Source organism: Micromonospora sp. NPDC023956, assembly GCF_040639195.1.
Classification (GTDB): domain Bacteria; phylum Actinomycetota; class Actinomycetes; order Mycobacteriales; family Micromonosporaceae; genus Micromonospora.
On sequence record NZ_JBEZZN010000020.1, the window covers coordinates 80,643 to 91,323 of the forward strand.

Sequence of the window (10,681 nt, forward strand, 5' to 3'; positions counted from 1 at the left end):
GCCGGCCGGACCCGGCTCAGGACAGCGGGAAGTCGGCCAACTCACGGACCGCCGTGTCCAGCGACGCGTCGACCCCCTGCGCCACCATGCGCGCAAAGACAGCGTCACCCGCCGCCGCGTTGCGCCGGATACCGTCCGCCGACGCGGTCACCCGCTCCCGCACCACCGCCAGGAACCGGTCGAGCGGCCCGTCCCAGCCGTACCGGTCGAGGAAGAGCCGCAGCCGGGCCGGCCGGTCCGCGAACGCGGTGAAACCCTCCGCCGTCACCACGTGCCGGGCGTGCAGCGGCACCCAGGCGAACGCGGTGAACGCCACGTCCCACTCCACCGTCACCGGTCCCGCGAAGTCCCAGTCGAAGAACCCGACCAACCGTCCACCCGACCACGCCGCGTTGTACGGCGCGGCGTCGTTGTGCCCGACGACCAGCCCCGGCCGCCACCGGCCGCCCTCCCGCCAGACGGCGTCCGACGGCGGAACGAAGTCGGCGACCGCCGCGTGGAAGTCCCGCAGCCAGCCGGCGACCTGGCGCAGCGCGTCCGCGCCGTGCACCCAGGACGGCCACGGCCGGCGATCCCCGACCACCTCACCGGGCAGGTACGTCAACACCTCCCGGCCCTGCCCGTCGACGCCGCGCGCCCGGGGTGCCCCGGCGAACCCGACCGCCTCCAGGTGCGCGAGCAGGGCGTGCACCGCCGGCGTCCACGGCCCGGGGGCGCGGCGTACCGTGTCGCCGATCCGCACCGCCCCACCGGTGTTCCCACCGGACAGCCGCTCCTCCATGTGGCCAGGGCTCCCTTCCCCGTGGACGTACCACGGCGGCGCCACCACCGGCGGACGCGATCGTCTCGTCGCCACCGGGCCCGCCGACCCGTAACGTGGAGCCCATGCTCTCCCGCGTCACCGGCCTGTCGGGACACTTCACCCCGGACAGTCTGCGCGAGTACCTCCTCGCCCGCTGTGTCCGGGCCGACACCGGCTGCCTGATCGTCCACGGCTACGGCAGCCGGCGCGGGATCCACCAGAAGGTCGCCGGCCGGGCCTGGGCGCACATCGCCGCGTACGCCGTGTTCGTCGGCGACTACGACCCGGCTCTCGAGGTCGACCACACGTGCGGGGTCGCGGACTGCATCGAGCCCACCCACCTGCGGCAGGTCACCCGCGCGGAGAACTGCCGGGACCGGGTCCGCCCGCCACGGTGCCGCAACGGGCACGAGCGCGACATCGACCCGACCACCGCCACGTACCGCCGGGTGTGTCGGGTCTGCAACCGGGAAGCCCAACGCCGCTGGCGGGAACGGCAGGCCGCCGAGGTGGCCGCTGCCCGCACGGCGTACCACCGCCCCGAATAGCCCGCCGCCCGGATCCGGGCCGACGACCCGACCGGGCGGCTGTCCCGGACCCGAGCATTCATCGCCCGCTGGCCTGATGACGACGGGTGCTACGTCTCGTCCGTGCCGGGCTTCCCGCAGATCGACTTCTGGTAGCGGTCCGCGTAGGTGGGTGAGTCCTTGACCAGGTCGTCGCAGAACGCGGCGACATCGTTGCCGATGAGTTCCAGGACCCCCTTGCCGGCCGCGGCGCCCTCGGCGAAGAAGTCGACGATCCCCGGCAACAGACCCCCGTCGGGCAGCTGGACCGGTCCGACCTTGAACAGGTACTTCTGCATCTCCTGGTAGACGATCCGGTAATCGGGCGGGAGCGCCTTGACCCGAGCCACGTGCGCCCGCCACTGCTTCTTGCCCTCGATGATGTCCTGGATGCCCACGTCAGCCTCCCAGCCGGCCCAGCTTTGTCGCGACGTTCCTGTTCAACTGCTCGCGCCACCGGTCGCGATAGGTCCGGGCGCCCGCTCCGCCGGCCAACGCCGTGCAGAAGCCGCGGATGTCGTCGCCGAGCACCTCGTGGACGCTCTGCCCGTCCGCCGCCGATTCTTCGAGCAGCCCCAGGGCGGCGTCGAGAATCGGCATCAGGTTGCGGCCCGTGAAGGTGCCGTAAGGGGAGAGGTGGCCCTTGATCTGTCCCCACGCTGCCTGGTGGTCGGCGGGCAGGGCCTTTGCCCGGGCCTCGAAGGCCGTCCATTCTCTCGTGAGATCGCTGCCGGTGACGGTCTCCCAGAAGCTCATTTCCCGCCCTCCCTGAGCCTGTCGATACGTGATGAGACGTACTGCCATTTCGCCCAGAACGTCGCCAGTTCCTGACGCCCGGCGTCGTTGAGCGCGTAGAACTTGCGCGGCGGGCCCACCTCGGACGGTCGTCTCGTCACCCGGACGAGGCCGTTCCGCTCCAGCCGTAGCAGGATCGTGTACACCGTCCCCTCGATGACGTCGGCGAAGCCCAGCTCGTTCAGCCGGCGGGTGATGGCGTATCCGTACGTCTCCTCGCGGCCGATGATCTCGAGCACGCAGCCCTCGAGCGTGCCCTTCAGCATCTCCGTCAGATCGTCCATCGCGGCTTCCCTCCGACCGGTACCTCGTAGCACCGAGTACCACTACACGGTATCACCGAGTAGCGCGCGGAGCAGCTCCCCCGGGTCTGAATTCGGCAGGGGTGGCACCACGCGTCGGTCGACGGCTCCGGCGCACGGAACGATCACACCAGTGCAAACCCTTACGCACCTTAACTGACATTATGATGCAGTGACCTTATGCCCGTTTTGCCGGGTCAGATTAATGGATTACCAGTAATAGCAATACGTTAATCAGGTCGGGCGGCTGCCGCCGAGACGTCGGTCCTCGGCAGCAGCCGCCCGGGTTGAAAGGACGCACCTCGCCGTTCGCGGCGAGCGAGCGAGCGGGCGAGCGGGCTACCGACCGCCGGCCTCCAGGCGCGGCCAGTCGGCGAGGTCCCGCACCAGCTGCCGGTCGTGGGTGGCGACCACCACGGCGGCGCTCGTGCGGCGGATCGCGTCGGTCAGCTCGTCCACCAACGCCGACGACAGATGGTTGGTCGGCTCGTCGAGCAGGATCACGCCGGGCCGCCCGGCCAGCGCCAACGCCAGGTCGAGGCGCCGCCGCTGCCCCTGTGACAGCCGCCCGACCGGCGTACGCGACGCCTCGGCGTCCAGCAATCCGAGTGTCCCGAGCGCGACGGCCCCGGTGTCCCGGAGCGCCCCGCCGGCCACCAGCCGCCCCACCTGCTGGTCGTACACCTCGCGGGCGGTGCGGCCGGGGTCCTGCTCGGTCGTCTCCTGACCGATCAGGGCAACCCGTACCCCCGTCGCCGTCCGGACGTGCCCCTGCGTGGGCGGAAGCGCGCCGGCCAGTACCGCGAGCAGCGTGGACTTGCCGGCACCGTTCGCCCCGGTGACGAGCAGCCGGTCGCCACCGTCGAGGGTGAGGTGGACCGGACCGGCCAGCCGTCCCTCCACGGCGACACCGTGCGCCCGCACCTGCGGTGCACCCGGCCGGACCCCCAGGTCGGGCCAGCGCAACGTCGGCGGCGGCTCCGGCACGTCGATCCGGTACGCCGCCAGGGCATCCTGCTGGCGGTGCAGCGCCTGCACGACGCCCGGCGCCCGGGACTGGCGCTGGTGCTTACCGGTCCCCTTGTCCGGCCGCCAGCCGGTGGAGAGCCGGTCCCGGGCCCGGGACACCGCGTCCCGCAACCGCCGCTGCTCGCCCTGCTGGTCCTCGTGGTCCTGCTGCCAGCGCTCACGTTCCCGACGGCGGGCGTCCTGCCAGGCGTCGTAGCCCCCGGCGTACAGGCGCGGTCTGCCGTCCCGGGTCGGGTCGAGGTCGAGGAACCGGTCGGCGACGTCGCGCAGCAGCGCCCGGTCGTGGCTGACGACGGCGAGGCCGCCGTCGTGCTCGCGCAACCTGCGGGTCAGGAAGTCCAGCCCGCCGACGTCGAGATGGTTGGTGGGCTCGTCGAGCAGCAGCAGGTCGTGCCGCGCGCCGAGCAGGCATGCCAGCCGCACCCGGTAGCGCTGTCCCACCGACAGCGTCGACAACGGGCGGTCGCGATCCGGGCAGGCGCCGAGGGCCTCCAGCGCCACATCGACACGACGCTCGGCGTCCCAGGCATCGAGCCGGGTGGCGGCGTCGAGCGCGGCGGCGTAGCGGTCGTCGGCCGTGGGATCGCCGGCGGCCACGGCCACGGTCGCCTCGTCCAGCGCGGCGAGGGCCGCGAGCGACGCGGCCAACGCCTCGGAGGTCAGGGTGCCGACGGTCTGACCATCGCGCGCGGTCAGTTCCTGGCGGGCCAGGCCGATCGTGCCGGCCCGGTGCACGGTGCCCTCGTCGGGCGGGACGAGACCGGCGAGAACGTGCAGCAGCGTCGTCTTGCCACGGCCGTTCTCGCCGACGACGGCGAGACGGGACCGGGCGGAGACGGTGACCGACACGTCGTGCAGGACACGCCGGGACCCCCGGACGACGGTGACGCCGGTGGCGCGCAGGTGTGCGCTACCGCCCGCCTCGACGGGCAGGGACATGGTTTCGGGGTTCGGGGTGAGGTTCAACGGTGCTCCGCAGCTCGCAGGGGAGCCGGGCAGCGTCAATCGACCGCCCGGCGGGAACCGGGACGGCGAGCGCGGATGTCACCCAGACAGGACGCGCCGCCGTCAGCGGGCGGAGCGGACCTTCTGCGACCAGATTCCTCGTGCCACGACGGTGACGTTAGCAGCGTCGTGGCCGCCGGGGCGGTGACTTTTTCTCGTCCGAGGGGCGAGGCCCTCCCGGCCGGTCGACCCGTGCCGGGAGGGCCGGAGGTGCGGGGCGGCGCCTCAGCGCCGGCGGGCCGCTCGGGTGCGGCCGTACTCGGCGAGGGCGTGGAACGCGGCTTTCGGCTCCCACGGCAGTCCCGGGTACGTCGCCCCGCTCCGACCGGGTCCGAGGGCGGTGACGATGCCGAAGCTCGCGGCGTCGAAGTCCCGTTCGGGGTCGTCGGAGGTGGTCAGGTCCCGCCGGACGAAGGTGTTGACGAACGCGCTGTCCACCCCGTCCGCGTCGTAGATGTCGAGCAGCTCCCGCAGGTAGTCGGCCTGTTCCCGTTCGTCGCGGACGACCGGGCGGGTCAACCGGACCGGGCGGGCGTGCGCGTCCCACTCGAGCATCGAGTCCCCGCGTCCGCCGAGGTCCGCCGCGCCCCGGTGGGTGGTGCAGCCGAACTCGGTGACGGCGAACGGCTTCGGTCGGGCGGTCTGCGCGCGCAGTTGTTCGCGGAAGTCCACCGGGGTCGTGGCGTCGCGGTAGGCGGCGTCCGTGGCGACGATGTCGAACGCGGTCCAGTCGACATCCTCGAACGGCAGGGAGGCGTAGCTGACCCGCCCGGCGAAGCGGTCCCGCACGGCGGGGAGCACGTCGGCGAGGAAGGTGGCCACCCCGGCACGGGCGGCGGGGAGCACGGCCCGCAGCCGGGCAGGGTCGCGGAGCACGGCGAGTCGGGTGTCCAGGGTGTCTCCGGGCAGGAATCCGTGGGTGAAGAGGCTGATCTCGGAGCCGGTGAGGAAGACGACCTCCGCGCCGTCGCGGCGTAGGCGTTCGGCGCGCTCGGCGCCGTCGAGGAGGAACGCCCGCAGTTCCGCTCGGGTGAGGTCGTTGGTGAACGGGCAGTACCAGACCTCCAGTCCGGCGGCGGCCGCGTGCCGGGCGGCGGTCTCCAGGCGGTCCTGGTGTCCGCCGGTGATCCGGACCGCGTCGCAGTGCAGGTCGTCGCGGATGATCCGCATCTCGCGACGGACGATGTCCGGGTCGAACGGCTCGTGGGTGGTGGTGCCGGCATTGGAGAATCCGGTGTCGTAGGTGAGGCCGTAGGCGCGCATCGGGAACCTCCGGGCAGGCTTGCGCGGCGGGGCAGGGACGCCCATCGCTAGGGTACTCAACGTACCTTATTTGCGGTGGTCGTGGATCCCGCGCCTGTCGTCCCAGCCTGGCAACATCACGGCCGAGCGCGCCGGCACGCGCTGGCGGTACCATCCGTACCCTGGACGACACGGGAGCAGGATGACGACGCAGAAACCGACGGCGGAACAGGGCGAGGCACCGGCACGGCGACGGCGCGGTGCGGCGCTCGACGAGGCGATCCTGCGGGCCGCGGCGGCGGAACTGCGCGAGTCCGGCTACGCGGGCCTCACCATGGACCGGGTGGCCCGCCGCGCCGGCACCAACAAGAACGCCCTCTACCGCCGCTGGCCGCACCGCGCGGCGCTGGGCGTCGCCGCGTACGGGTACCTCGCCGACGCGAGCCTGCCGGCGACGGACACCGGCGCCCTGCGCGGTGACGCGTTGGCATTACTCCGCCAGGCGAACGCCACCTGGTCCTCGCCGCAGGGCGCCGTCCTGCGGGAACTGCTCGCCGCCACCGCCGAGGACCCGCACCTGCTCGCGTCGCTGCGGGAACAGGCCGGCGGCAGCACCCTGAACGCGGCCTGGCTGAACCTGCTCAGCCGGGCCGTCGCGCGCGGTGAGGCCCCGGTGGAGGCCGTCCACCCACGGGTGGCGACCCTGCCGATGGTCCTGCTGCGCGGCGAGTACGCCCTGCGGGGAACCCCCACCGTGCCGGACCCGGTGCTGGTCGAGATCGTGGACGAGGTGTTCCTCCCGCTGGTGCGGGGCCGCGCCCCGAACAGGTGAGGCGCACGGCCTCCGGCGTGGACGGGTCGCGTCCTCGCCGGCGCGTTCAGGACGCGAAGACCGTGCTCGCCAGGACGACGTGGACGGCGGTGCCGCCGAGGACGGAGAACAGGACGTTGCGCCGCCACAGGTGCAGGGCGACGGTCGCGGCGAGCGCCAGCACCGTCGGCCACGCCCGCTCGGGCTCCGCCGGACTGAGCGTCCGCACGGTGTACACGGCGAGGATGACCAGCACGCCGAGCGGCATCACCCGCCCCAGGTGGGTGACCAGCGGACTGGACCGCAGGGGCGCGAGGGCGACGAAGGGCAGCGCCCGCAACGCCCAGGTGACCGCGGCGGCGACCGCGACCGCGGCGATCAGGTAGCCGGCGTGGGGCACGGCCGCTCCCTCCGCGTCCGGGCGTACCGGGCGAGCAGGGCCACGGTGAACAGGAGGAAGGCGACCGGCAGCAACTGGTCGGGCAGGACCGCCCGGCCGGCCAGCGCGCAGCCGACGGCCAGCACAGCGGTGGTGACGTCGCGGCGGGCCCGGAAGGCGTCGATGGCCAGCACGGTGAACAGGGCGGTCACCGCGAAGTCCAGGCCGGTGATCCGGGCCGGGACGACCGCGCCGAGCAGCGCCCCCGTGCTCGCCCCGCCGGCCCAGTAGGCGTGGATGAACACCTGTAGCCAGAGGATCCGCCGGCCGGGGAACATCCGGGCGGCGTCGGTGGCGGTCACCGCGTACGCCTCGTCGGAGAGGGCGAAGGTGCTGTACGCCCGGCCGAGGCGCCCGCCCACCCGGTGCAGGGGGAAGGACAGGGCGTAGAAGACGTGCCGGAGGTTGACCAGCAGCGCCGTCACCGCCACCGTGGCCAGTGGGGCGGCGGCCAGGACGAGGCCGAGGAGGAGGAACTCGAGGGAACCGGCGTAGATGACGCCGGAGAAGACGCTCGCCCACCACCACGGCAGGCCGGACTGGACGACCAGCAGGCCGAAGGTGACTCCCATCGGGAACGCGCCCAGGCCGACGGAGCCGGAGTCGCGCAGGGCCCGCGCCAGGTCCGCGCGCAGGGTGTCGCCGGGTACGGGTCGGTCCGGGGGTGTCGGGGAAGACGGATCCACCCGGACAATTCTAGGAAAATGTCGTGCTCATATGGTTGCGGATTGTGACCGTATGATCGGCGCGTGGGCAACGAACGGGAACTCGACGCGCTTGATCACGACATTTTGTTCCATCTGCAACGGGACGGTCGGCTGACGAACGTGGAACTGGCCCGACGGGTCGGGTTGACTCCCCCGCCGTGCCTGCGCCGGGTGCGGCGCCTGGAGGAGACGGGGATCATCACCGGCTACCGCGCCCGGGTCGATCCCGACGCCGTCGGCCGGGGACTGGAGGTGATGGTCTCCATCGAGGTCTCGGTCAGCGACCTGCGGACCCTGGAGGGGCTGGAGGCCACCATCGCCGCCTACGAGGAGGTCGTCGAGTTCCGGCGGGTGTTCGGCACCCCGGACTACTACCTGCGCGTCCTGGTCGCCGACTACGCGGCGTACGAGACCTTCCAGACCAAGAAGATCATCGGGATTCCCGGGGTGGCGCGGGTGATCTCCCAACCCACGATGAAGAAGATCAAGGTGACCGACTGACCGGCACGGACGCTCCGGTCACCGGAGGCTAGGGTCGGGGCGTCCGGCGCCACCAGCGGCGACGACGCGCGGGCCGGTCGGACAGCGTCCCGGCACGCGGGTCCTGCGGTGTCGGCACCGGCCCGGAGCGGGCCCTGCGCCACTGCCGGACCAGCTCGTCGACGTCCACCGGCCGGACCACCACCCGGGGCCCCGTCGGGGTACGCAGCCAGGCCACGATCTGCGCGTTCAACTCCTGCGCGCACACCCGCACCGCCGCCTCGGTGGGCAGGTCCCGAACCTCGTCGGGCAGCCGCTCGACGCGTTTGCGCAGCAGCAGGGGGGTGGGCAGGAGCGCCTCGCTGGGGATCCTCTCCCGTTCCAGGAGTCCCTTGAGCCACCACTGCTCGCCGTACGGCAGGTCCCGGCCGGGAAGGGGCCGACCCGCGCCGGGCAGGTTGTCGAACTCGCCGCGCTCCACGGCGGCGCGGATCTGCGCCTCGACCGCCGCCTCCCACGCGTGGGCCATGCCGGACCCCTCCCCCCGTGTCGTCGACCCCTCACCAGGATGCCCGACCGCAGGGGTGCGTTCCCACCCCGGGCGGACCGGCCGGCCGGTGGCCTAGACTTCGCCCTCGATGGACGAGCAGGCCACCCCCGTCGACACCCGCCCCTGCGGCCACTGCGGACGTGACGTGCCGCAGCGCGCCGGTGCCGGCCGCCCGTTCCGGTACTGCCGGGACAACGACGGCGCCTGCCAGCGGGCGTCGCGCAACAGTCGGATGCGGCACCGCACCGCCCCCGGTCTGGCCGGACAGGTGGCGCGGACCTGGGAGACCGTGGAGCGCCTCGACCAGCTCGTCGAGTCCCTGACCGAGGCGCTGCACGCCGAACTGTCCCCGGTCGGCGTGGAACGGCAGCTCGCCGAGGTCCGCGCGGAGGCCGCCGGTCAGGTGGCGCAGGCCCACACCGAGCGGGACGAGGCCCGCCGTACCGCCGAGGACGCGCGGGCCGCCGAGGTGGCCGCCCGCCGGGCCGCCGAGGACGCCGCCGCCGAGCGGGACGCCGCCCGCGCGGACGCCACCCGGCACGCCGAGGACGCCGCCCGCGCGGACGCGCGGGCGGCGGAGGCGCTGACGGCCCGGGACACCGCGCAACGGACCGCCAGCGCCGCCGAGGCGCTGCGGGTGCAGGCCGAACGGGACCGCGACGCGGCCCGCCACGACCTGCGGACCGTCCGCGCGGAACGGGACACCGAACGGCGTCGGGTCGCCGAGCTGACCGCCGAGCGGGACACCGCCCGCGCCGCCGCCGACCGGGCCGGCACGGACGCCGCCGACGCGTCGGCCCGCGCCGACCGGGCACAGGCCGACGCCGACGCCGCCCGCCGGGACGCCGACACGCACCGCGCCGCCGCCGAGGCGGCCCGCGCCGACGCGGCAACCGCCCGCCGGGAGGCCGTCGACGCGGCCCGGTCGGCCGACGCGGCCCGGGTCGACGCCGACGCCGCCCGCGCCGAGAACGCCGCCACGGCCCGACGGGCCGGCGAGGAGATCGCCGCCCTGACCGCCCACCGGGACCGGCTCACCACCGAGGTGGCCGACGCCCGGCAGGCGGCGGCCACCGCCGAGGCCCGCCTGGCGGAGCTGACCGGGCGGCTGCGCGCGGCCGAAACCGACCGGGACGCGGCGGGGACCCGCGCCGCCCAGCTGGCCGACCAGGTCAGCGACCTGGCCACGGCACTGGCCCGGCTGGCGTCGGCGCCCCCGCGGTGACCCGCGCCGCCGGCATCCGCGTCGGTCACCGTCGAGGGGGACCGGCGTGGGCCGGGTACCATACAGGTGACAGCCAGCACACTCCACCGTCTCCCACCCGGCCGGGACGTCCCGCCGGGTGACCGGCGTGGTCCGGCCAGGCCCACCCGCCGGGCGGGGCCGCGTCACCCACCGCCACGGGGAATGCTCCGGCGGCGGCGGGCCGTTTCACCGAGAAGACCAGCACCACCAACGAGGGGAAGTCGAACATGGGCGAGCGTATGCTGCGCGGTAGCCGTCTGGGCGCGGTCAGCTACGAGTCCGACCGCAACACGGAGCTCGCGCCGCGGCAGACCCGCGAGTACCTCTGCGCCAAGGGCCACCAGTTCGAGGTGCCGTTCGCCGTCGACGCCGAGGTCCCGACGACCTGGGAGTGCAAGTTCGACGGCAGCGTCGCGCGGCTGGTCGACGGCAACGAGCCGGAGCAGAAGAAGGCCAAGCCGCCGCGTACCCACTGGGACATGCTGCTGGAGCGCCGGTCGATCGCCGAGCTGGAGGACATCCTCGCCGAGCGGCTCCAGGAGGTCCGCACCCGCCGCGGTCGCGGCTGACACCCACCCGACCGACCACGTCGAGCCCCCGGGACGGATCCGTCCCCGGGGGGCGGCGCCCCGCACCGGGGCACCCGCCCCGGTGGACGATCTCCCCCCCGCTGGCGGCGGCCCGGGCGGCGGGGGGGCCGGGGAGAT

Annotated in this window: 14 protein-coding genes; 5 read left to right on the top strand and 9 right to left on the bottom strand. The window is 73.9% G+C overall.

Annotation, left to right across the window (positions count from 1 at the left end):
- Positions 1 to 16 precede the first annotated feature (16 nt).
- A complete protein-coding gene (locus tag AB0F58_RS27455; RefSeq protein WP_357148853.1) occupies positions 17 to 781 on the bottom strand; it encodes a phosphotransferase in 765 nt (254 codons plus the stop codon).
- A gap of 104 nt (positions 782 to 885) precedes the next feature.
- Between AB0F58_RS27455 and AB0F58_RS27460 the strand changes: the two genes are divergently transcribed.
- The gene (locus tag AB0F58_RS27460) at positions 886 to 1,350 is read left to right on the top strand and encodes an HNH endonuclease (protein ID WP_357148856.1); all 465 of its coding nucleotides are present in this window, start codon (positions 886 to 888) and stop codon (positions 1,348 to 1,350) included.
- Between the two features lie 89 nt (positions 1,351 to 1,439).
- On the opposite strand, the gene AB0F58_RS27465 is transcribed toward AB0F58_RS27460, so the two are convergent.
- The 5 genes from AB0F58_RS27465 to AB0F58_RS27485 all read right to left on the bottom strand — a co-directional run bounded on the left by AB0F58_RS27465 (position 1,440) and on the right by AB0F58_RS27485 (position 5,762).
- On the bottom strand, positions 1,440 to 1,766 hold the full coding sequence (locus AB0F58_RS27465) for a DUF1048 domain-containing protein (RefSeq protein ID WP_357148859.1): 327 nt from the start codon (positions 1,764 to 1,766) through the stop codon (positions 1,440 to 1,442).
- A gap of 1 nt (position 1,767) precedes the next feature.
- The gene (locus AB0F58_RS27470; protein ID WP_357148862.1) at positions 1,768 to 2,124 is read right to left on the bottom strand and encodes a DUF1048 domain-containing protein; all 357 of its coding nucleotides are present in this window, start codon (positions 2,122 to 2,124) and stop codon (positions 1,768 to 1,770) included.
- Positions 2,121 to 2,447 (bottom strand): PadR family transcriptional regulator, encoded by a 327-nt coding sequence (locus AB0F58_RS27475; RefSeq protein WP_357148864.1) that lies wholly within the window; start codon positions 2,445 to 2,447, stop codon positions 2,121 to 2,123. Before AB0F58_RS27475 ends, AB0F58_RS27470 begins: the two co-directional genes overlap by 4 nt.
- A 357-nt stretch (positions 2,448 to 2,804) precedes the next feature.
- Positions 2,805 to 4,460 (bottom strand): ABC-F family ATP-binding cassette domain-containing protein, encoded by a 1,656-nt coding sequence (locus AB0F58_RS27480; RefSeq protein WP_357148866.1) that lies wholly within the window; start codon positions 4,458 to 4,460, stop codon positions 2,805 to 2,807.
- 264 nt (positions 4,461 to 4,724) lie between these two features.
- Complete coding sequence (locus tag AB0F58_RS27485) at positions 4,725 to 5,762, bottom strand: hypothetical protein (protein WP_357148869.1); 1,038 nt, start codon at positions 5,760 to 5,762, stop codon at positions 4,725 to 4,727.
- A 181-nt stretch (positions 5,763 to 5,943) separates the two neighbouring features.
- Here AB0F58_RS27485 and AB0F58_RS27490 point away from each other — a divergent pair, with 181 nt between their 5' ends.
- Complete coding sequence (locus AB0F58_RS27490) at positions 5,944 to 6,573, top strand: TetR/AcrR family transcriptional regulator (protein WP_357148872.1); 630 nt, start codon at positions 5,944 to 5,946, stop codon at positions 6,571 to 6,573.
- 46 nt (positions 6,574 to 6,619) lie between these two features.
- Here AB0F58_RS27490 and AB0F58_RS27495 read toward each other — a convergent pair whose 3' ends face one another.
- Together AB0F58_RS27495 and AB0F58_RS27500 are read right to left on the bottom strand one after the other, a co-directional pair.
- A complete protein-coding gene (locus tag AB0F58_RS27495) occupies positions 6,620 to 6,952 on the bottom strand; it encodes an AzlD domain-containing protein (protein ID WP_357148875.1) in 333 nt (110 codons plus the stop codon).
- Positions 6,931 to 7,677 (bottom strand): AzlC family ABC transporter permease, encoded by a 747-nt coding sequence (locus tag AB0F58_RS27500; protein WP_357148878.1) that lies wholly within the window; start codon positions 7,675 to 7,677, stop codon positions 6,931 to 6,933. The genes AB0F58_RS27495 and AB0F58_RS27500 overlap by 22 nt, the downstream gene beginning before the upstream one ends.
- A 63-nt stretch (positions 7,678 to 7,740) precedes the next feature.
- Here AB0F58_RS27500 and AB0F58_RS27505 point away from each other — a divergent pair, with 63 nt between their 5' ends.
- Complete coding sequence (locus AB0F58_RS27505; protein ID WP_357148880.1) at positions 7,741 to 8,199, top strand: Lrp/AsnC family transcriptional regulator; 459 nt, start codon at positions 7,741 to 7,743, stop codon at positions 8,197 to 8,199.
- Positions 8,200 to 8,227: 28 nt separating this feature from the next.
- Here the strand turns inward: AB0F58_RS27505 and AB0F58_RS27510 are convergent, their stop codons facing one another.
- Entirely contained in the window at positions 8,228 to 8,707 is a 480-nt protein-coding gene (locus tag AB0F58_RS27510) for a DUF1992 domain-containing protein (RefSeq protein WP_357148883.1), read from the bottom strand.
- Positions 8,708 to 8,816: 109 nt separating this feature from the next.
- Here AB0F58_RS27510 and AB0F58_RS27515 point away from each other — a divergent pair, with 109 nt between their 5' ends.
- Complete coding sequence (locus AB0F58_RS27515; protein WP_357148886.1) at positions 8,817 to 9,953, top strand: hypothetical protein; 1,137 nt, start codon at positions 8,817 to 8,819, stop codon at positions 9,951 to 9,953.
- Positions 9,954 to 10,201: 248 nt separating this feature from the next.
- The gene (locus tag AB0F58_RS27520) at positions 10,202 to 10,543 is read left to right on the top strand and encodes an RNA polymerase-binding protein RbpA (RefSeq protein WP_357148888.1); all 342 of its coding nucleotides are present in this window, start codon (positions 10,202 to 10,204) and stop codon (positions 10,541 to 10,543) included.
- The last annotated feature ends 138 nt before the right edge of the window (positions 10,544 to 10,681 follow it).

Coding starts and splice junctions, on each gene's coding strand:
- AB0F58_RS27455 (WP_357148853.1), bottom strand. CDS start 781: ATGGAGGAGCGGCTGTCCGGTGGGAACACCGGTGGGGCGGTGCGGATC.
- AB0F58_RS27460 (WP_357148856.1), top strand. CDS start 886: ATGCTCTCCCGCGTCACCGGCCTGTCGGGACACTTCACCCCGGACAGT.
- AB0F58_RS27470 (WP_357148862.1), bottom strand. CDS start 2,124: ATGAGCTTCTGGGAGACCGTCACCGGCAGCGATCTCACGAGAGAATGG.
- AB0F58_RS27475 (WP_357148864.1), bottom strand. CDS start 2,447: ATGGACGATCTGACGGAGATGCTGAAGGGCACGCTCGAGGGCTGCGTG.
- AB0F58_RS27485 (WP_357148869.1), bottom strand. CDS start 5,762: ATGCGCGCCTACGGCCTCACCTACGACACCGGATTCTCCAATGCCGGC.
- AB0F58_RS27490 (WP_357148872.1), top strand. CDS start 5,944: ATGACGACGCAGAAACCGACGGCGGAACAGGGCGAGGCACCGGCACGG.
- AB0F58_RS27510 (WP_357148883.1), bottom strand. CDS start 8,707: ATGGCCCACGCGTGGGAGGCGGCGGTCGAGGCGCAGATCCGCGCCGCC.
- AB0F58_RS27515 (WP_357148886.1), top strand. CDS start 8,817: ATGGACGAGCAGGCCACCCCCGTCGACACCCGCCCCTGCGGCCACTGC.
- AB0F58_RS27520 (WP_357148888.1), top strand. CDS start 10,202: ATGGGCGAGCGTATGCTGCGCGGTAGCCGTCTGGGCGCGGTCAGCTAC.